Below are 19,627 nucleotides of genomic sequence, written 5' to 3' on the forward strand. Positions count from 1 at the left end.
GGGTAGTGGGGTATGGAGTGTGGGGAGAATAAATAAAAATAATCTCCTGACTCCTGACTCCTGACTCCTATCTCCCGAATCCTGACTCCTATCTCCCGAATCCTGACGACCGAATAAAAAGCAAAAATATAACGGATAACTCCGAAATTAAGATAATAATCATGGCTGACCATCACCCAAATTTTAGAATTTCCGTTTTTTTGGTTTTCTTGACTACTATTCGGCGGTGGCCAATCCAGTTTCGGTGCTGCCGGTGCTGCGACGACGGGTGAGAGTATTAAAGAGCATAATTCCGATCGCTTTGATTAGATTACCTTCCAACTCTTGGAACATTTTCATGTTCATGCCAAAAGCGGCGTTAGCTTCGGTGACAATGCGATCGGCCATGGCTTGATCCACCGGTAACTCGTCGAGGGTTTGACGATAGTGGTTTTTATAGGCTTTTTCGTCGGTAATATCTTTGAAATCATAGAAAGCTGTGCCACCAGTTTCCAGATTCATCGCTTTTTCGGCGATTTTTTTCAAGATTTGCCCCCCGGACAGATCGCCGAGATAACGGGTATAGGAATGAGCGACTAATAATTCGGGTTCTGTTGTGGCGATTTCCCGAATCCGGTCAACGTAGGCCTGACCTGCGGGAGATAAAGCGATCTCGTTGCGCCAATTTGGACCATAATAAAAATATAAGTCCTGTTCTAGCGCATTTTTGCGATTGAGTTCAGGAAAACAGATTTTAGAAACGACGGGATGACTACGAAGTTTTTCCATCTCCTCTTCCATGGCCGAATAGACGAAGTAGAGGTTAGCCACCAGTTTGCGATAGGAAGTTTTTTCCACCACACCTTTGAGAAAACACTTGACAAAACCGACGTTTTCTGCCATGGTGTGAGATTTTTTCGTGCCTTCTCGCAGTTGAGTTGATAAATTAACGCTCATATTATGATCACCTGTTGGGATGAGTAGAATGGATCGGGTTCGTTACAGATGCTTACTAAAACCGCCTATTTTGGTAGATTAAACTGAATTGATCGCTAATTTTATTAAGAATTTTTACAGTGCCGCCGGGGGAGCTTAGGGAGAAAAGTTAGCTCTAGCAGGACTTAACCGTCGGTTGAAACTGGTATTGAGCCAGATGGCGAAATTGTAAAGATTAGTGAAAAACTGCTGCCTAGGTCATCTTGGGGAGAGAGAGGCTAGGACATAGCACTAATATCGATTATCGAGCAACATTCTTCACGCTTCTTATTAATTCTTAACATTCAGGAGACTTAGATCAGCAAAATTTCACAAATTAAAACCGAATTTAGCAATCATGCTTATAATCAGTACAGGATTCTTTATGTTGTGCTAAACTCAAGCCCTTGAGAGACAAAGCCCTAGTTGCGATGTCAGTGAGAACACATTTAGCAACCCCCTACCCAAACCCTTAGTCATAACACTCTGGTAATGCCCCGAATACTTGTAATCGATGATGATCCTGCGATCGCGGAATTAGTCTCCATCAACTTGGAGATGGCGGGTTATGACGTTAACCCCGCAGAGGACGGGATTAAAGGCCAGGCCTTGGCCGTCCAGTTACAACCCGATTTAATCATGCTGGATTTAATGTTGCCCAAAGTCGATGGTTTTACTGTCTGTCAGCGTTTGCGACGAGATGAACGCACGTCAGACATCCCGATTTTGATGCTGACAGCCTTAGGACAAACCCAAGATAAAGTGGAAGGTTTTAACGCGGGTGCCGATGATTACCTGACCAAACCTTTCGAGGTGGAGGAAATGTTAGCTAGGGTACGCGCTCTCCTGAGACGCACCGATCGCATTCCCCAAGCCGCTAAACACTCAGAAATACTCAGTTTTGGGCCTTTAACCCTGGTTCCCGAACGTTTTGAGGCGGTCTGGTTTGAAGGTGTGGTCAAGTTAACCCATCTAGAATTCGAGTTACTCCACTGTCTTCTCCAGCGTCACGGTCAGACCGTTTCCCCCAGTGATATTCTCAAGGAAGTCTGGGGATACGATCCCGATGATGATATCGAGACTATTCGCGTTCACATTCGCCATCTGAGAACGAAACTAGAACCCGATCCCCGCCACCCTCGCTATATTAAAACCGTTTACGGTGCGGGTTATTGTCTGGAGTTACCCACCAATGAACAGGTGGTGCTTGATTCATCGGCGGCAACAGTTTAAACGGGGAGCGATTGTCTAAATAGGCAATAGGGACTATTGTTTCCTCGCTCCTCCTCCTCTTCAGATTGAGAAGGTTGACCGGCGGTTAGGTTTTGATGGCTATGGCTGCGGCCTCTTTGTGACCCTGACGATAACAAGGGGAAAACACCCCTAGCAAGTCAGGACAATGGCGGGAGTAATTACTGGTTGAATTTAGTATCAGCAGAAGTCTCTCGCTTTTAGCCATGGGACGGCGCTTTTAAACGGGAGAATTACTTCGCCTTAGGGTTCCCCTCATGAATGCTGACTTTGTATATGGAGTTTGCTGAAAAAGTCGCCCAAAGAATTATGCTATTGAGTGCCAATAAGTAGGGAGACGCAATTATTTGTAGGATAGGTTAGCGGTAGCGTAACCCATGCAGGCCGAGTGCCGATTACAATAACGATAGACTCCTATTATCTCTCTTAGCCAATTGTGGGGAGAAGGCGAGGGGAAAACTCGCCTATTTTCAGGGTTTATTGACCTTCCCGACCGATTTGACGCTCGATAGTTTCGATAGCGGCATTTAATCCCGCTAGACGGGTTTCGAGGTCGTCGCGCATCCATTTGAGGAATGTTAACTTACGCTCTTGGTATTCTTGGCGGGAAGTGCTGCCACAGGAATTACTGCCACAAGTGTTAAAGAAAAAGGGAAACATAGACTAAGAGGCCTGCTATAACTCTACGTCTCCTATCTTGACGAAAATTTTCAAAAAAGTCTAACCGTTAAGTCGCCATAATAACCAGAGACCTAAACCAAAACCGAAAAAGTTAGGCAGCCAGGCAGCTAGGAAGGGGGAGAGGGTGGCGGTTAGTCCCAAGCTGCCGACAAGGAAGTTTAAAAGATAATAGAGGAAAACAATGGCGACACTGAGACCGAAACTGGTTCCCCGACTGATTCTTTGTGGTAGAGAACCCAAGGCACAGCCGATGGTAGCAAAGACGATACAGACAAAGGGAAAGGCGATTTTTTGCTGGATTCGCACCTGAAAAAACCTGACTCTCTTATCATCGCCACTGAGTTTGAGCAGTTGCACATATTCGATCGCCTGTGGTATGTTCATCTCGTAGGGATCCCGGCTTTGACGAGCAAAATCGAAAGCAGAGCGAGATAAAGCGATTTTTTCGGCTTTAAAGGGGATAACTTGGCTATAGGAGGCATTAGGGGGGGTTAATTCATAGATAATGCCGTTAAAAAAGTCCCAGACGTTATCGACGGCATTCCAACGGGCCGAATCGGCGATAATAATTTGATTTAATTCTTCTTTTAGCCAACGGATAACGGTGACGGTTTTCATTTTTTCCCCGTCAAATTGTTCGGCATAAAATAAACTTCTTAAATTGCGATTAATCGTACCATTTTCTAGGGTTTTTATTTCATAATCGGGATAATAAAAGTCTTTGTTTTTCCAAAAATTTGCTTCTTTATTAATTTTCTGCACTAAAATTTCCGTGGCTCGATAATTAGCATTGGGAACCACATATTCATTTAATAAAAATGTTACCACTGTAACTATTAAACTCAAGCAAAAAGTCGGTATAAAAAGACGGTAAAGAGTGACTCCACAGCTTTGCAGGGCAACGGTTTCGCTATCACTACTTAAACGTCCGTAGGTGATTAAAGTGGCCAGTAAAAGAGAAACTGGCAGGGAATAAGTGACAAATTCTGGCACTTTTAACAGGAGAATTTCTAGGGCCGAGGCAAGGGGTAGATTAGCATCAACTACCTGATTAGCCAAATCGGAAAGATTGCTGATCGCTACTCCCAAAGAGGCAAATAAACCAACACTAAATAAAAATGGTGGTAGTAGTTGGCTGATCAGATAGCGATCAATGAGGGCAATACCTCCATTTACCCAGTAAGAAATCTTTTTCTTAATCATTGATTTTGGTTAACTCACTCCTCTTTCATCCCATTTCCTAACCCGCAGCCCTCTTGCCTACACCTTCGGTTAGCCTATCATATTTTGTCTTTGACGAAAAACACCGCCAGAAGTTGTATGATTGCGGGGAGAGTGGACAGAAGTAAGGATTTGGGTAAGTGTGGATAATTTTTCTGTTCCTATTCCCCGATCATCCCCAGGTGAATTATGCTGCTAAACTGGCAAACTTTTACTATTCATAAACGAGTACCTTTAACGATTAGTCGCGGCACTACCAGCGAAAATACTAATATCTGGCTGCAAATTAGCGAGGAAAATATCGAAGGGTGGGGAGAGGCATCCCCTTTTAATATTACCAGCGAGGAGAAAAAACCCGATAAAATCCTGCAAGAATTAAACTCGATCGCTCCTATTTTACAATCTTTTCACCCCTGTCAACGCCAAGAAATTGAGAAAATTTTATGGCAAAATCAGATATCTTCGGCTACTCGTGCCGCTATTGACACGGCACTGCACGACTGGTTAGGCAAAAAAGCTAATTTACCTCTCTGGCAAATTTTTGGACTCGATCGCTCTTTAATTCCGCCGATTTCTGTTACTATCGGTTTAAATTCTCCAGAAAATGTGGGGAAGAGGGTGTTAGATTGGCTAGAAATCGGCGATTTTAGCTTATTAAAGGTCAAATTAGGCTCACCGGACGGTATAGAAGCCGATCGAGCTATAATTCTGGCTATTAAAGAAATTGTCCCCCATTTGCCCCTAACTGTCGATGCTAATGGTGGTTGGCAATTGAGCGATGCGGTGAAAATGTGCCAATGGTTAGAGGAAAAAGGCGTTATTTATGTGGAACAACCCCTATCCGCGGGACAAGAACGAGATTTAATCGATTTATACCAAAAATCGCCCCTACCTATCTTCGTCGATGAAAGCTGTTTTTCTAGTCAAGATATCCCGAAACTGGCCGATCGAGTCCACGGCATTAATATTAAACTAATGAAAGCCGGTGGATTAGCGGAAGTGCAGAGAATGATTCATATTGCCCAAGCCTGCCAACTGCAAATTATGTTCGGATGTTACTCTGATAGCAGTTTAGCCAATACTGCCTTAGCACATCTTGGCCCGCTTGTCAACTATCTTGACCTAGATAGTCATTTAAATTTACGCGATGATCCCTTTACGGGTTTAAGCTTGGAAAGGGGACGTTTACAACCAAATAATTTGCCCGGTTTGGGTGTTAGTTTACGGATAAAAGATGACTAATTATTTGACTCCTGACAAGAAAGTAGCGATTCTTCTCCACGAAGGAATCAAAGGAACTCGCGGCAAAACTGGGTTAAGTTATCTGCGTTACGGAAAAGCGCAGGTAGTGGCGATTATTGACGCAGAAAGCGCCGGCAGTACCTTAAAAGAAGTGGCCGGAATCGATCGCCCCTTGCCGATTGTTGCTAATGTTAGGGAAGCTCTAACCTATCATCCCGATACCCTGTTAATTGGCATCGCACCCTCAGGAGGCATTTTACCACCCCATTGGCTAGAAGAAATCAAAGAGGCGGTAAATACAGGGTTATCCCTAGTTAATGGACTCCATACACCCCTAAAACCCCTTTTTTCTCAGCTTAAACCAGATCAATGGATTTGGGATATCCGTCTGGAACCCCAAGGCTTAAAAATTGGGCAAGCGCGGGCGAAAAATTTAACCTGTCAGCGTATTCTAACGGTAGGGACGGATATGAGTGTGGGCAAAATGTCCACTAGCATCGAATTACATCGGGTTGCCCAAGAAAAAGGGCTAAAATCGCTATTTTTAGCCACTGGACAGGGGGGAATTATGATCGCGGGGAAGGGTGTACCCTTGGATGCGGTGCGCGTCGATTATGCTGCTGGTGCGATCGAGGCTTTGGTGTTAGAATCAGCAGAAAATAACGATATTCTGTTTATTGAGGGTCAAGGTTCCCTTTTACACCCTGGATCCACTGCTACCTTGCCCTTAATGCGTGGCAGTCAACCAACGGGGTTAATTCTCGTCCATCGCGCTGGACAAATTCATATCAAAGATCTACCCGATATTCCCATCCCTCCCCTAACGGAAGTGATTAAACTCTGCGAAATGACTGCCAGCGCTGGGGGAAGTTTCGGGGAGGTGAAGGTAAAGGGGATTAGTTTAAATACTTTTCATCTTAGTCCGCAGGCGGCAGTTAAAGCTATAGAAACTGTGCAGGAGGAAACGGGGTTATTTTGTACCGATGTTGTCCGTTTTGGCGCTCAAGGGTTATTATCAGTGATCAGTGAGCAGTGAGCAGTGATTAATTCAATCATAGTCAATGATAGGTGATGCGTTACGACTAAATCTGGATGTTGTTAAATTTTCTCTTGACAAAGGCGACTTGACATGATATTATATTTATAATGGAAAATCCGTGCGCCTACGAACCCTCTTTTCCAAAGCATTCAAACTCTATCTTGATTCTACTTGCCAGAGTTGGAACAACATAGTTTTATATTCTCCATAATCGTTTGAGTATGGGGATGATTTTCCCCTAATCCTTCTCTGAAAATATTAATCGCTTCTAGATGGAGAGGTTCCGCTTCTGTGTACCTGACTTGGAAATAGTACAATAGTCCTAAATTGTTGAGAGATACCAATTTTCATAACTAAGATTGGGAATATTTTGAAAATGCTTAATGTTAGCTGTAATCAGAGTATAATCGCAATAAATAGCAGTCGCAGCAATAAACAAATCAATCGGGGTAATGAGTTGTCCTTTTATTCTAAGATTAACGTATATTTGAGTAGCTATATCACTAATTTCACGATCATAAGCAATTACTTCACTGACTTCTGCAAGACGTTCAAATTGTTGTTGTTGATTTCGTGCATCTTTATACAATAAACCACTTTTAATCTCGTAATAGGTAAAGATTGAAAACGATATATAAGTATATTGTTGTCGATAGATGCGGAATTGTTCAATTACTGCGGGATTGCCTCGTAAAAATTAAGAGAGGATATTGGTATCAAGTAATGCTTGTTTCATAAGTCATTTATCTGTTTTAAATCGAGTTGACGATTAGCTTCTGCTTCTTCGACAATCTCTTGCATAGTATTTTCTATATCTGCTGCCATACCAGCAAATTCCATAAAGTCAACGTCTGGATGTTTTGTTTTTATAGATTGGACAAAATGCAGGATTTCTGGCAGCAGGGAAATGGGAGTTGTTTCAATTTCTTTAATAAGTTGTTCTTTGAGTGTCATAGCTTTATCAGTTATCAGTTATCAGTTATCAGTTATCAGTGATTAATTCAATCATAGTCAATGATTGGTGGTGGGTTACTGTCTCTCTTGGATTTGGTGGGTAAAATGTATTCTAAGATACAGTCCTACTGGCGAGGGAATGGAAGGAACCACAAAGGCACAAAGGACACAAAGATCGATTATGTTGTAGGTTAAGCTTATCGCACAGAGTCTGGAAGATTCCTATAATAAGTCTAAGTTGTGATTTGAATGATTGAGTGAATACTATGATTGTGTTGTATTTGGCAAGTCTTTATCAATGATCAATTATAGTCTATCCCATAATTCCATAAATCACAGTTAAGGCGCTATCTCCCACGACGAAGGCAGATAGCATAATTTCCTCGAACCGTCATTGTTGTTGGATGCGCTATTCCTAATGATTGTTCACAAATTTGTAATGCTTCAGAATAAAGAGGTTCCGCTTCTGTGTACCTGCCTTGGGAATCGTACAATCCTGCTAAATTGTTGAGGGAAGTTGCCACATCGGGATGATTGTCTCCTAAGTGGGTTCGAGTTGCGGTTAAACAAGCTTGACAGTAAGGTTCAGCGATAGCATACAATCCTTGTCCTTTATAATAACTAGCTAAACCCGTATAGGACCATAATAAATCCTCATCAGCGATATATTGGGGATATTCCTTGACAGATGCTTGCAGATGGGGAAGGAAAGGTGTAAATTCTTCAACGATTTCTACAGTGGGATTTTGGGGCATTTCCGCCGATTTTTTGGCCATAATCTCACAATAACGGCGTTTTGCGGGTTCTGCGTGGGGTGATGCTTCTAACTTATCCCGAAAGTAGCGACGCAACAGGGGATGAATTTCGTGCCAACCATCACCTTTATCCTGAACTAAGCTCAGGTGAACTAAGCTATCGGTTAACCATTCCTCCACTGTATCCCCATCTTCATCGGGAAATAAATCCAGAATCATTCCTTTGGGAAAGGGCGCAAGAGCGAATAAACTGAGGTAAAGTGCCAAAATTTGGGCTTCTGGTGCGCTGTTCAATTCGTCCCAACTGAGATTAAAGGCAGCTTTTAACCCTCTTTCCGCAGTCATTTCCCCATGAAACTTGGGATTTTTGTCTAAGATTGGCTCATCTAAGCCGTTTTCGGCTAATTTATCCCGTATTTTGCTAATTTTCCAATCCTGTCGCCGTTTTAGCAATCTTGCCACCAATTCTAACGCCAAGGGTAAATAACCTAAGTCTTGGCATAATAATTTAGCTGCTTCGATTTGTGTGTCAATTCTGTTATCTGCAAGGTAGGAACGCAATAAATCAAGTGCATCTTTTTCTTTTAATACTTCTACCCGAAAAGTCGCAATTGTCGCTGATAAATATTCCTTGCGAGTGGTAATTAAGACCTGAAAGCGTTTCTCCTCTTGCGGTGGTAAATAATCCCTAATTTGCTGATAATCCCGCACATCATCAAAGATAATTAGGACATTTCCCGCTAACCAATTTTGCCAACAATAACGAATTTTTACGTCTAATTCTCCCTCATCCGGTAAAGTTAATTTGAGATGTAATTAGTCTCAGATATAGGAGGCTTTTTTTACATTATGACTAAAACTAATGTGCTTAACTAAAGTCTCCCATCAGTTAGTTTGACGAAAACTCTAACCTGACCATTTCCACAATCTAGTTCTATAAAGGGGTTTGGTTCATATTTATCCTTGTCAATTTTCACGACTTGTCCTTTCAAAAAAACAGTCTCTTTATTATTTTCTGAGTTCATCCATTTCTCAAAATCATTACAGTTATCAATATTCTTTGAAGTTTCATCTATTTTCAAAGAACGCCCATAAATCATTGTATCAGTCATAAAATATTCATCTTTTTTATATAAATCAGAAGGCTTTTTTACACCGATTAAATATTTATTTCGATTTTTCCACAATTTGTCCTCCCCGTCCATCCATTTTTCTTGATTTTTATCATATAAACCAATAGATACCCACCCAGTATAAGCGGTCTTGTATAGCTTCTGACGATTAGCTAAATCCTTTGTTTCTTGCCATTGTATACAAAATTGAGTCAATGCTGCAGCAAGAGCGAAAATTACTAAAACATACCCTTTGAGTGTCAACTTTCCATTTTCCCATGTATCATTACCTATTGCTGCAAAAAATGCTGAAAAAAATGCTAGTAGAATAGCTATAAATTTTATTAAAAAAGTAAGTTCAAACATAATTCACCATCACCATCAATTTAAGTTAAAGTTATAGCGTTTCTCCGAATAGATAAGGTACGTTCTTGCGGATGAAATCACTTAATGGCAACGTTTGGTATATACTTCAACCTTCGCGAGAAACTCTGTATGAGAATTTTGTTTAACCTGTTCTCGAACATACAACTCTAGTTGGATCGTAACAGTTTGCTTGTCAATACTAACATCTCATTAATAAAAATTAACAATTTTATCAACGGTTTGATAGAGTTTCTCATAAGAATGAAGTACAACCAAATTCGATATCGTTTCCTGAATACTGGCTCAGTGACTACCCAAAATGAAAACTTCGTGCCTTACTATGAGGGTTAACTTTATTATCGGGTTTTTGGGGGTATAAGTTGCCAACAATTAAACAACTCTTACCCCCATCATAGAACTTGTAATTTCATTTAGGTGGGTACTTCAATTTTACCCTGTCCGGCCAATCCAAAAGCGGCGTGAACCACTTGTAGGGCCCTGACTCCATCTTCCTGATTCACCACACAACTGATTTTTATATCAGAAGTAGCAATCATCAAAATATTAATTTTCTCCTTTGCTAAAGCTTCAAAAAAGCGTGCTGCTACCCCCGGTTGTCCTTCCATTCCCGAACCAACAATGCTCACTTTCGCCACATCATTATTAACCACCACTTCCTGTAAACCCAAACTTTCCGATAGTTCTAAGAGGATTTTTTGGGCGGAATTAGCATCAGCTTGGGGCAAAGTAAAAGCGATATCCCGTCGGGGAATACTATCGACAATGCGACAGCGTTGGGATTGAATAATCATATCAACACTGACATTTTTTGCCGCTAAAACCGAGAAAATTCTCGCCGCCATCCCGGGGCGATCGGGGACGTTACGAATGGCCATTTGGGCCTGATTATTATCTAGGGCCACTCCCCTGACTGGGACTAAATTTTTAGGGATTTCGCAATGAGCAACTTTAGCAGAATACTCCACTTGAAAAGCATCACAAAGGACTTTAATTGCTTTTTCTCCGTCCGCTTCATCGATGACACAACTGACTTTTACTTCAGAAGTGGAGATCATTTCGATATTAATTGCCGCAGCGGCCAAAGTGCTAAATATTTGGGCAGCAATTCCCGGCCGGCCGATCATACCGGCGCCGGTAATGGCGATTTTAGCGGCCCCAGATTCGATGATCACTTCCGCTTCCTCTGTATTAGTGGGATGGGAACGTAAAACTGGCGCGATCGCTTCGGCCACGGATTGGGCTTTTTTTAAGGCATTTCCCATCACCGTAAAGGCGATATCGTTGCTGTCCCCCTCGTGAATCGATTGAATAATTAAATCCACATCCACCTGTTGATGGGCAATTTCCCCGAATAAACGGGCAGCGATACCCGGACGATCCGGAACCCGTAAAAGGGCGATTTTCGCCTGATTGCCCTCAAATTCCACCGCATCCACTGCTTTTGTCAATTCCAATCCTTGCAGGGTGCGCGGTTTCGGTGCCGGGGATGTCACCCAAGTACCCGGATCCTCTGTCCAACTGGAGCGGACAACCAAGGGAACCCCGAAGTTTTTGGCGATTTCCACCGCTCGCGGGTGGAGAACTTTCGCCCCTAAACTGGCTAATTCGAGCATCTCATCGCAGGTGATTTGGTCTAAAAGACGCGCTTCGGGGACTAAACGGGGGTCAGTGGTGAGAATACCGGGTACATCGGTGTAAATTTCGCAAAAATCGGCTTTTAATGCGGCTGCTAGGGCCACGGCCGAGGTATCGGACCCACCGCGCCCTAGGGTGGTAATCTCTAGTTGATCGCTATCGCTGACACCTTGAAAACCAGCGACCACAACTACTTTACCCTCCGATAGATGCCGGGAGAGGCGATCGGTTTTAATTTCTAAAATACGGGCCCGACTATGTTCGGATTCCGTGACAATTCCCACTTGAGCGCCGGTTAGGGAGATGGCCGGTTGTCCGATTTCCTCTAGGGCCATACTCATCAAGGCGATCGTCACCTGTTCCCCCGTGGATAATAACATATCCATCTCCCGGCGCGAGGGTTCGGCGGCGATTTGTTTGGCTAAATTGACCAATCCATCGGTGGTTTTCCCCATGGCAGAAACGACCACCACCACGGTGTTTCCTGCTATTACCGTATTTTTGACCCGTTGAGCGACCGATTGAATGCGTTCCACGGAACCTACCGATGTACCACCGTATTTTTGGACAATTACAGCCATAGTTGTCAGCGCTAGAGACTTTCTATCTTTGTTCAATCTCCAACTTATCAAAATTCCTTAACGTTAAGTGGTTTTGGTTAACATTCCTTATGTTTTATCAAATGCCGACTATCTAAATTAATCCTTAAGACTGCACCGGAGAAGGGAGCGCCGGAGCTAGGTTGAGGTAGTCCGAGCATTTGTACTAAAATACCCCTACTCAGTTTAAATACAATACATTTATGCTATTAATAATATTTTGGCTCTCTTAGGTTTGGTGGGTATTATGTATTCTAAGATATAGTCCTGCTGGCGAGTGAATGGAACTAACCACAAAGACACAGAGGACACGAAGATTGATCGCTACTTATTTCTGCGTTTATTGCGTTTATTAGGTGGGTATTATGAAAGATATTTAAATGTTAGATACAGTAAAAATTATCAATTCTGATCCCCCCGCCTATCGGCACCCCCCTTATCAAGGGGGGCAGGGGGGATCGAATCTTTCAGGGCAGCAAATAAATAATTAGCTAAAGTTACTCCATCTACTCCTAATTCTGTCCTTTCTTTGGCCGCTAAAATGCCGGCTTGAGCGTGTAAATAAGCTGCTAATGCGGTTGCTTCCGGGGGATTATCCGGCATTTGGGTTAAGAATCCGCCGATTAGTCCCGTTAAAACATCACCACTACCACCTCGCGCTAAAGCGGAGGTACTTTCGGGGATTATATACATTTTACCTTCCGGGGAGGCGATTATAGTTCTGGCTCCTTTTAATAAGACAATTGCACCACTTTGTTGAGATGCTTTTTGAGTGATATTAATTCTATCTTGAGAACCTGATAAGTTAGGAAATAAGCGTTTAAATTCTCCCCAATGAGGCGTTAAAATTGTCTTATTCTGACGAGATGATAATTTTTCTATACCCAATTGAGCCAAAATATTTAAAGCATCGGCATCGAGTATAATCGGTTTATCACTATCTAAAACCTGTTCGATAATAGCGGGATTTTCTGTAGTTAATCCAGGACCACAGGCGAGGACATGATAATTATTTAATTCTAGGGGAAGTTCGGCAATAGCTCCCGTGGCAGTTTCGGGACAATCGATAATTAATGCTTCTGGTAAATGACTAATTAATAAAGATTTAAGGGCAGCAGGAACGGCAATAGAAAGCATTCCCACACCACTACCTCGCGCTCCTAATCCGGCAAGAATTGCCCCCCCCGCATAACGACGAGAACCACAGATAATTAATAAATGTCCCTGCTGATATTTATGGGTAAGTAGAGGACGGGGTAAGGGTAAATAAGGGCGAATTAGATCGGGATTAACCCTCAGAATTGGCGGTGAATCTTGTAAAATTGTTTCTAGGTCAAGGGGACTAATTCCTATATCAATTAACTCCACTTTACCCAGATAGGGTAGGGCCAAATCTTGGAAAAAAGCTCGCTTCCAGAGTCCCAAACAAAAGGTATGAGTGGCTTTAATTGCCGTGCCTAAAACCTCTCCGGTGTCGGTGTGAATTCCTGAAGCAATATCGATACTAATTATCGGTTTTTGCCAACTATTAATTTTATCAACTAATTCGGCAATCTCTCCCGATAAAGTCCTTTCTAAACCAAAACCGAAAAGACCATCGATAATTAACTGACAATCCTCTAAAGATTCTAAAGTTTTCTGAAAAATTAAGCCTAAATGCTTGACATAATTAGCCTGTTGTGCTGTTAAATCCTTGAGTTTGGCGATTGGACAAAAAAGAGATACTTGATAACCGGCGAGATTTAATTCTCTAGCAATCACGAGAGCGTCGCCGCCATTGTGACCAGGGCCAACGATAACACCGATTTTGGGGAAATCAGCCAAAGAATAGGACTTTTTAAACTGTTGTGCCGTTAACAGGGCTGCCTTTTCCATCAAAGCAGCCACAGGCATACCGGAGGCAAAAATCGCCCCTTCAATGCGACGCATCTGCTCGCTATTAACCACGTTTAACCGATAATTGTAGCTCATTGCAGGGATAAATTGCCTGTTAACAGGTCTAGATAACTTTTTTGCCGAAAAACTGCCAATTAGCCCGCATTTTCACCAGCTAAAGGCTGGTTTGGCCAATAATAGCCAGATCATTCTGTCTAGTTTCCGCTTGACGGTGAGCAGTGGATATATTAATTAAGTAGGTAGGCGTTAAAAACTATCAGATGCCCCCCTTATTAAGGGAGATCCCCCCGCCTATCGGCACCCCCCTTATCAAGGGGGGCAGGGGGGATCGGCACCCCCCTTATTAAGCTGTCCTTTAGTCACATCTTTCTTAACATTTCAAACCCTTGTAGCACAAGGCTTTCAAGACTCGGTTAACAATTTGTAATATTCCTTGTTGACACCCTTACTGACAAAGAAAAAACTGAAATCAAGTCAGGATAAGGGTTGGAGTGCTTACTGCAAAAATTGTTAAGAAAGATCCCTATAAGGGATAGCCTTATTAAGGGGGGATTAAGGGGGGATCGAACCTAAAATCCATTTTTAATTTAATTATAACCAGCTACTTAATATTGTCATTTTATAGGATAATTGTCTTATGCCTATCACTGCCGCCCAACTAAAAACTATTGTTACTGGCGATGAGTCCGCTAGAGCCGAATCTCTGCGAACGATCCTTAACTATCCCGTACTAGAAAGGGACTCCCAAGGGTCAAGGTTTTGGTATTTGCGTCCAGGGGGCAACCCAGAAGATGCCGCAGAAACTTGTCCTATTGCTGTTGGTTTTTATCAGGAATTAAATCGAGGAACAGACCAAGAAATTAAGCAGTTTCTGACTTCAGAGCCACAGCAACAGGAAATCTATGGTCACTATATTGGCAGAATTGCTGAGGATCAACCTGTCATGTATTTACTTTTCCCATTTTCCCCTTTTGAAGAGGAGTTAGGGGGAATTAAAAATCAAGCTAGAGTAGCTTTTATCTTACCCACTGAGGGGGGATTACGGCAGCGGGGGATTCAAACTTTTGCCTTTGAGGATGAGGATTTAAGGGCGAGGTTAGCACGGTTACATTGGGATGAATTAGCAGATAAAATTCTTGAAAAAGCTCTTAATTTAATCCCGCAAGTTGATTGGATTTTCTATAAACCTGCTGAAACTGCTCAGGAGTTAGCCCACGAATTAGCCGCAGTTACCCAACGCATTGAACGGGCGATACCTGATGTTTATAGTCAGGAAAATCAAGGGGGTTATTTACATAAATTATTAGAGAGTTTTCGGAAAGAGTTATTGCCCAATCTCAAGCTAAATTCTGAGGATCAGAAAGATTATAGTTTTAGTGATATTTACGCTCAAACTATTGCTTATGGTTTGTTTACGGCGCGGGTATTTAGTTATGTCAAGAATCCGAAACGAGATTTTAATCGCTACCATACTTGGCAAGAATTACCAGAAACTAACCCTTTTTTAAGGGAGTTATTTAAAGATGTTTCCCAGCGTCCAGCGGCGGAGTTGGGGGATGAGTTAATTGATAGTATCGGTGAGGCGTTTGGCATCCTCAGAGCGGCAAAAATGGAGGCAATCTTAACGGATTTTCGCAATAAGATGAACCGCGAGGATATTGTTATTCGCTTTTATGAGGACTTTTTAGCGGCTTATAAGCCTCAAATGCGGGAGAAAAGGGGGGTTTATTATACTCCTGAACCTGTGGTGTCTTATATAGTGCGTTCCGTTGATGAGTTGATTAAGGATAAGTTTAATAAACCGTTGGGAATTGCGGACCCAGAGGTGATGATTCTTGACCCTGCTTGTGGGACGGGGACGTTTTTATTATGGGTATTTCAGTTGATTCATAAGCGGTTTGAGGAGAATCCGGTCGCGTTGACGGCAGGGTTAGCAGATAAGTCTTGGTCGGGGTATGTTTCGGAAAGGTTATTACCTCGGATTTTTGGCTTTGAGTTGTTGATGGCTCCCTATGCAATTTGTCATCTAAAGTTGGGGTTATTTCTGGAGGAGACGGGTTATCAGTTTGCGAGTGGCAAGCGGTTAGGGGTTTATTTAATTAACACTCTAGAGGATATTAAGTTAAGGGAAGAAAAGCAGCAGTTAACTTTAGCTTTACCCCAAATGGAGGAGTTAATAGCAGAGGAAGCAAAAGCAGGTTCTCGGATTAAGAAAAATGAACCGATTATGGTTGTTATTGGCAATCCGCCTTATTCTGGTCATTCGGAAAATAATAATGAGTGGATCAAAAATTTAGTTAATGATTATTACTTTATTGATGGCAAGGGTTTAGGTGAGAAAAATACGAAATGGTTACAGGATGATTATGTTAAATTTATCAGGTTTGCACAGTGGCGAATTGATAAAAGTCAAAAGGGAATTTTAGCTTTTATTAATAATCATGGTTTTTTAGATAATCCTACTTTTCGAGGCATGAGACAACAGTTAATTAATACTTTTGATGAGATTTTTATTTATGATTTACATGGTAACAGTAAGAAAAAAGAAACCGCTTTAGATGGTAGTAAAGATGAAAATGTTTTTGATATTCAGCAGGGGGTTAGTATTGGTATAATGGTAAAAAGCATGGATGTAAGTTAACTCATGGCTTTGCTTGATCCTAAGACGGTTATTTCTCCAGCTAAATTGGAAGATTATCTTTTAGTGTTATTGTCTAAAGATGATAAATCACAATATTTAGCTCAAGCTGGTTATAATCAAGATAATTGGGTACAATTAGAAAAAGATTTAAGAGAGCAAATCCTTACTTTAGAAGCAACTCCTACCACTAAAACTAAATATGGTCAAAAATATGAAATTATTGGTAATTTAAGAGGAGTTAATAATAAGATTCTCTCAGTCAAAACCATTTGGATGGTTACACCTACTGAAACAAAATTTGTTACTTTATTTCCGTTTGAAGGAGGTTAGAGCATGAAATTTAGTTTATTTACCCAAGTTCGTTTAATTGAAGATTTACCTGAGTATGGTTTAAGTCAGGGTGATTTGGGTACTATTGTTGAACATTATCCCAATCCTGAAGGAGAAGATGGTTATAGTTTAGAGGGGTTAATTCCTCTAAATACGGTAGAAGTGTCTGAATCTCAAATTGAGTTGGTGTCCATGGGGATAACGAAAAAACAAGCAGTTTCTTTTTAGTGTTATTTTTGTATGACAAGTTCGGTAGAACCCAAATATGTTCTAATATAATGGAGTAAAAATATGAACAGAGAAAGTTTGATAAATTTCCTCAAGGTAAATAGAACAATTATAAAAAGTTATGGTGTGACTTACTTAGCATTATTTGGCTCTTTTGCTAGAGATGAAGCAAAAGCAACAAGTGATTTAGATTTATTAGTAGAATTTCAAAGAAAAGTTACCTTTGATAAATATATGGAAGTTTTTTTTAGAAGATAATTTGGGGTTGTCTGTAGATTTAGTAACAAAAAAAATGTTAAAAACCCAAGTTATTAACTCTATCAAAGAGGAGGCTATTTATGTCTCGTAGTTTAAAGCTATATTGTGATGATATCTTAATTAGCGGTTGGGGGTTTATTTAATTAACACTCTAGAGGATATTAAGTTAAGGGAAGAAAAGCAGCAGTTAACTTTAGCTTTACCCCAAATAAATGGGCTCTCCCAGGTTTGGTGGGTAAAATGTATTCTAAGATACATTACTCCTAGCGAGGGAGTGGAGCGAACCACAAAGACACAAAGGACACAAAGATCGAGCGATCATATAGTAAGTTAAACTTATCACACAGAACCTAGAAGAGCCCCAAATGGAGGAGTTAATAATAATCATGGCTTTTTAGATAATCCTACTTTTCGAGGCACGAAACAACAGTTAATTAATACTTTTGATGAGATTTTTATTTATGATTTACATGGTAACAGTAAGAAAAAAGAAATTTGTCCTGATGGTAGTAAGGATGAAAATGTCTTTGATATTCAGCAGGGGGTTAGTATTGGTATAATGGTAAAAAGCTTAATGACACCATGAAGCTACCGAACCCTGAAGGAGCTATACTAGGAGATAAGCTAGAATGTTATTGTTTGAATTTTCAGCATAGCGTAGGCAAGTATAAAGCCTTTCGGTTAAACTAATGTTTGTATTGTTTATCAGTGGGGTACACTAATGAATACAGTTGAATTAAAACAAGCAAAAAATCAATTTAATGATTTATTGGAAGCTGTCCTGAAAGGTGAAGAAATTATTATTACAGAAAATAATCAACCTGTAATTAAATTAAGTCCTGTCAAGTTAGCCAAGAAACCACCGCGTCAACCCGGAAGTGCAGCGGGAAAAGTTTGGATAGCCGATGATTTTGATGCTCCTTTAACTGATTTTGCGGATTATATGTAATTATGCTCAAAGTTTTAATAGATACTCATGTATTTCTTTGGTATGTCACTAATAATAAACAATTGCGAGATAACCATAAAATTATGATTAATGAAAGAGAAAATCTGGTTTATCTTAGTCAAGCTAGTATTTGGGAAATGGCTATCAAATATAGTCTAAGAAAATTAACTTTTGATACACCTTTTCGAGAATTTATTGAGTCACAAATTCAGATAAATGATTTTCAGATTTTGCCTCTTAATTTACTACATTTTGAACAAGTAGCTCAATTACCTTTTCAGCATCAAGATCCTTTTGACCGGATGATTATTGCTCAAGCAATAGCCGAAAATATTCCTGTTATTAGTTATGATCAGGTATTTGATTGTTATATAGTTAAACGTTTATAAAAAGAGGAGGTTTAATCATGGCTAAAATCTATCACGCTCATTTATACGGTTTAAGAGAAGATAAATATCAAATATTAAAAGAAAATACGGTTAACTCTACTGATTTTCATGAGGTTAACCCTCAATCTCCTTTTTATTTGTTGATTCCTCAAGATACTGATTTATTTGGTGAATATGAACAGTATTTTAAGATTACTGATATTATGCCTATTAATTCTGTAGGAATTGTTACAGCTAGAGATAAGTTAACTATTCAAGATACTTCTGAAGATATTTGGAACATTGTTAATGATTTTGCTAGTTTAGATATTGAAGAAGCTAGGGACAAATACAAATTAGGAGAAGATTCAAGAGATTGGAAGGTTGATTTTGCTCAAGATGATCTTAAAAATAGTGGCATTTCTAAGAATAAAATAGAACCTATTTTATATAGACCTTTTGATATTAAGTTTACCTACTATACAGGGAAAAGCCGAGGGTTTATTTGTATGCCTCGTCCTGAAGTAACAAACCAAATTTTAAACAAAATAAATCTTATCTTACTTGTGAAAAGGCAAGGTAAACGAGACCCTTACTCATATTTTTATATTTCCAATAGAATATGTGAAAGTTGTATATTTGAGAGTGCGTATGCAAATAACAGCATTTTGCCCCTCTACATCTACCCAGACACAAATAAACCCCAAGAACTCCAACAAGAAAAACGTCCCAACTTCTCCCCAGACTTCCTCAAAACCCTAGAAACAAAACTCGGTTACTTACCTACACCAGAAACAATCTTTTACTACATCTACGCCGTCTTTCATTCTCCCACCTATCGCAGCCGTTACGCCGAATTTCTCAAGATAGACTTTCCCAGAGTACCCCTCACCAGCAACGATAACCTATTCCGTCAACTCGCAGAATACGGAGAACAATTAGTACAGCTTCACCTGATGACATCTCCTAAACTTGATCCTCCCTTAGCCCCCTCTTCAAAAAGCTATCCATTAGTCACATCTTTCTTAACATAAAATTTGACAAAAAGAGAAAAGTGTGCAAGATGGCTCAAGGAGGTTCTATGGGGGGACTAATTTGATGAGATAGTTTCCAAGTCTGGCTGATAT

At 40.7% G+C, this 19,627-nt stretch carries 17 protein-coding genes and 4 pseudogenes; 11 read left to right on the plus strand and 10 right to left on the minus strand.

Features of this window, described 5'->3' with window-relative positions; translation table 11 throughout:
- Nucleotides 1-216: 216 nt before the first annotated feature.
- Complete coding sequence (locus IQ224_RS12370; RefSeq protein WP_002737675.1) at nucleotides 217-936, minus strand: heme oxygenase (biliverdin-producing); 720 nt, start codon at nucleotides 934-936, stop codon at nucleotides 217-219.
- Nucleotides 937-1,446: 510 nt separating this feature from the next.
- On the opposite strand from IQ224_RS12370, the gene IQ224_RS12375 reads away from it, so the two are divergent.
- Nucleotides 1,447-2,187, plus strand: coding sequence for a response regulator transcription factor (locus tag IQ224_RS12375; protein ID WP_002736267.1), 741 nt, complete (start codon nucleotides 1,447-1,449; stop codon nucleotides 2,185-2,187).
- A 495-nt stretch (nucleotides 2,188-2,682) separates the two neighbouring features.
- Here the strand turns inward: IQ224_RS12375 and IQ224_RS12380 are convergent, their stop codons facing one another.
- Nucleotides 2,683-2,865 carry a hypothetical protein gene (locus tag IQ224_RS12380; protein ID WP_024970489.1) on the minus strand — a complete coding sequence of 61 codons (183 nt, stop codon included), beginning with the start codon at nucleotides 2,863-2,865 and terminating at the stop codon, nucleotides 2,683-2,685.
- 60 nt (nucleotides 2,866-2,925) lie between these two features.
- The gene (locus IQ224_RS12385) at nucleotides 2,926-4,089 is read right to left on the minus strand and encodes an LptF/LptG family permease (RefSeq protein ID WP_194033007.1); all 1,164 of its coding nucleotides are present in this window, start codon (nucleotides 4,087-4,089) and stop codon (nucleotides 2,926-2,928) included.
- Nucleotides 4,090-4,296: 207 nt separating this feature from the next.
- On the opposite strand from IQ224_RS12385, the gene IQ224_RS12390 reads away from it, so the two are divergent.
- The gene (locus IQ224_RS12390) at nucleotides 4,297-5,349 is read left to right on the plus strand and encodes a dipeptide epimerase (protein WP_194033008.1); all 1,053 of its coding nucleotides are present in this window, start codon (nucleotides 4,297-4,299) and stop codon (nucleotides 5,347-5,349) included.
- A complete protein-coding gene (locus IQ224_RS12395) occupies nucleotides 5,342-6,385 on the plus strand; it encodes a DUF1611 domain-containing protein (protein WP_194033009.1) in 1,044 nt (347 codons plus the stop codon). The genes IQ224_RS12390 and IQ224_RS12395 overlap by 8 nt, the downstream gene beginning before the upstream one ends.
- 170 nt (nucleotides 6,386-6,555) lie before the next feature.
- Here IQ224_RS12395 and IQ224_RS12400 read toward each other — a convergent pair whose 3' ends face one another.
- The 7 genes and pseudogenes from IQ224_RS12400 to IQ224_RS12430 form a co-directional block, all read right to left on the minus strand.
- On the minus strand, nucleotides 6,556-6,732 hold the full coding sequence (locus tag IQ224_RS12400; RefSeq protein WP_194033010.1) for a tetratricopeptide repeat protein: 177 nt from the start codon (nucleotides 6,730-6,732) through the stop codon (nucleotides 6,556-6,558).
- Nucleotides 6,711-7,124: pseudogene (locus tag IQ224_RS12405) on the minus strand (type II toxin-antitoxin system VapC family toxin). The gene IQ224_RS12400 and the pseudogene IQ224_RS12405 overlap by 22 nt, the downstream one beginning before the upstream one ends.
- Nucleotides 7,121-7,342, minus strand: coding sequence for a hypothetical protein (locus tag IQ224_RS12410; protein WP_194033011.1), 222 nt, complete (start codon nucleotides 7,340-7,342; stop codon nucleotides 7,121-7,123). The pseudogene IQ224_RS12405 and the gene IQ224_RS12410 overlap by 4 nt, the downstream one beginning before the upstream one ends.
- Nucleotides 7,343-7,713: 371 nt before the next feature.
- Nucleotides 7,714-8,913 (minus strand): annotated as a pseudogene (locus tag IQ224_RS12415) (tetratricopeptide repeat protein); the annotation flags it as partial.
- A 56-nt stretch (nucleotides 8,914-8,969) separates the two neighbouring features.
- Nucleotides 8,970-9,575 (minus strand): hypothetical protein, encoded by a 606-nt coding sequence (locus tag IQ224_RS12420; protein WP_190358789.1) that lies wholly within the window; start codon nucleotides 9,573-9,575, stop codon nucleotides 8,970-8,972.
- Nucleotides 9,576-10,006: 431 nt separating this feature from the next.
- On the minus strand, nucleotides 10,007-11,812 hold the full coding sequence (locus tag IQ224_RS12425; RefSeq protein ID WP_194033012.1) for an aspartate kinase: 1,806 nt from the start codon (nucleotides 11,810-11,812) through the stop codon (nucleotides 10,007-10,009).
- Between the two features lie 420 nt (nucleotides 11,813-12,232).
- Entirely contained in the window at nucleotides 12,233-13,801 is a 1,569-nt protein-coding gene (locus tag IQ224_RS12430) for an NAD(P)H-hydrate dehydratase (RefSeq protein WP_194033013.1), read from the minus strand.
- A gap of 562 nt (nucleotides 13,802-14,363) precedes the next feature.
- Here IQ224_RS12430 and IQ224_RS12435 point away from each other — a divergent pair.
- From IQ224_RS12435 to IQ224_RS12465, 8 genes and pseudogenes are all read left to right on the plus strand, one after another.
- Nucleotides 14,364-16,367, plus strand: coding sequence for an N-6 DNA methylase (locus IQ224_RS12435; protein ID WP_194033014.1), 2,004 nt, complete (start codon nucleotides 14,364-14,366; stop codon nucleotides 16,365-16,367).
- A gap of 3 nt (nucleotides 16,368-16,370) precedes the next feature.
- Entirely contained in the window at nucleotides 16,371-16,697 is a 327-nt protein-coding gene (locus IQ224_RS12440; RefSeq protein WP_194033015.1) for a DUF6883 domain-containing protein, read from the plus strand.
- A 3-nt stretch (nucleotides 16,698-16,700) separates the two neighbouring features.
- A complete protein-coding gene (locus tag IQ224_RS12445; protein WP_002735184.1) occupies nucleotides 16,701-16,925 on the plus strand; it encodes a DUF4926 domain-containing protein in 225 nt (74 codons plus the stop codon).
- Between the two features lie 63 nt (nucleotides 16,926-16,988).
- Complete coding sequence (locus IQ224_RS12450) at nucleotides 16,989-17,183, plus strand: nucleotidyltransferase family protein (RefSeq protein WP_002792383.1); 195 nt, start codon at nucleotides 16,989-16,991, stop codon at nucleotides 17,181-17,183.
- A 376-nt stretch (nucleotides 17,184-17,559) separates the two neighbouring features.
- Nucleotides 17,560-17,769: pseudogene (locus tag IQ224_RS25000) on the plus strand (hypothetical protein); the annotation flags it as partial.
- 135 nt (nucleotides 17,770-17,904) lie between these two features.
- Nucleotides 17,905-18,132 carry a type II toxin-antitoxin system Phd/YefM family antitoxin gene (locus IQ224_RS12455; protein WP_002742618.1) on the plus strand — a complete coding sequence of 76 codons (228 nt, stop codon included), beginning with the start codon at nucleotides 17,905-17,907 and terminating at the stop codon, nucleotides 18,130-18,132.
- A 2-nt stretch (nucleotides 18,133-18,134) separates the two neighbouring features.
- Nucleotides 18,135-18,521 carry a type II toxin-antitoxin system VapC family toxin gene (locus IQ224_RS12460; protein ID WP_002742620.1) on the plus strand — a complete coding sequence of 129 codons (387 nt, stop codon included), beginning with the start codon at nucleotides 18,135-18,137 and terminating at the stop codon, nucleotides 18,519-18,521.
- Nucleotides 18,522-18,538: 17 nt separating this feature from the next.
- A pseudogene (locus IQ224_RS12465) lies at nucleotides 18,539-19,501 on the plus strand (type ISP restriction/modification enzyme); the annotation flags it as partial.
- Nucleotides 19,502-19,627 lie beyond the last annotated feature (126 nt).

Source organism: Microcystis sp. LEGE 00066 (assembly GCF_015207925.1).
GTDB lineage: Bacteria > Cyanobacteriota > Cyanobacteriia > Cyanobacteriales > Microcystaceae > Microcystis > Microcystis ichthyoblabe_A.

Excerpts from the sequence above, each read along its gene's own strand:
- IQ224_RS12410 (WP_194033011.1), bottom strand. The coding sequence starts at position 7,342 with ATGACACTCAAAGAACAACTTATTAAAGAAATTGAAACAACTCCCATT.
- IQ224_RS12445 (WP_002735184.1), top strand. The coding sequence starts at position 16,701 with ATGAAATTTAGTTTATTTACCCAAGTTCGTTTAATTGAAGATTTACCT.
- IQ224_RS12430 (WP_194033013.1), bottom strand. The coding sequence starts at position 13,801 with ATGAGCTACAATTATCGGTTAAACGTGGTTAATAGCGAGCAGATGCGT.
- IQ224_RS12390 (WP_194033008.1), top strand. The coding sequence starts at position 4,297 with ATGCTGCTAAACTGGCAAACTTTTACTATTCATAAACGAGTACCTTTA.
- IQ224_RS12370 (WP_002737675.1), bottom strand. The coding sequence starts at position 936 with ATGAGCGTTAATTTATCAACTCAACTGCGAGAAGGCACGAAAAAATCT.
- IQ224_RS12420 (WP_190358789.1), bottom strand. The coding sequence starts at position 9,575 with ATGTTTGAACTTACTTTTTTAATAAAATTTATAGCTATTCTACTAGCA.
- IQ224_RS12440 (WP_194033015.1), top strand. The coding sequence starts at position 16,371 with ATGGCTTTGCTTGATCCTAAGACGGTTATTTCTCCAGCTAAATTGGAA.
- IQ224_RS12425 (WP_194033012.1), bottom strand. The coding sequence starts at position 11,812 with ATGGCTGTAATTGTCCAAAAATACGGTGGTACATCGGTAGGTTCCGTG.
- IQ224_RS12435 (WP_194033014.1), top strand. The coding sequence starts at position 14,364 with ATGCCTATCACTGCCGCCCAACTAAAAACTATTGTTACTGGCGATGAG.
- IQ224_RS12460 (WP_002742620.1), top strand. The coding sequence starts at position 18,135 with ATGCTCAAAGTTTTAATAGATACTCATGTATTTCTTTGGTATGTCACT.
- IQ224_RS12455 (WP_002742618.1), top strand. The coding sequence starts at position 17,905 with ATGAATACAGTTGAATTAAAACAAGCAAAAAATCAATTTAATGATTTA.
- IQ224_RS12395 (WP_194033009.1), top strand. The coding sequence starts at position 5,342 with ATGACTAATTATTTGACTCCTGACAAGAAAGTAGCGATTCTTCTCCAC.
- IQ224_RS12375 (WP_002736267.1), top strand. The coding sequence starts at position 1,447 with ATGCCCCGAATACTTGTAATCGATGATGATCCTGCGATCGCGGAATTA.
- IQ224_RS12385 (WP_194033007.1), bottom strand. The coding sequence starts at position 4,089 with ATGATTAAGAAAAAGATTTCTTACTGGGTAAATGGAGGTATTGCCCTC.
- IQ224_RS12450 (WP_002792383.1), top strand. The coding sequence starts at position 16,989 with ATGAACAGAGAAAGTTTGATAAATTTCCTCAAGGTAAATAGAACAATT.
- IQ224_RS12380 (WP_024970489.1), bottom strand. The coding sequence starts at position 2,865 with ATGTTTCCCTTTTTCTTTAACACTTGTGGCAGTAATTCCTGTGGCAGC.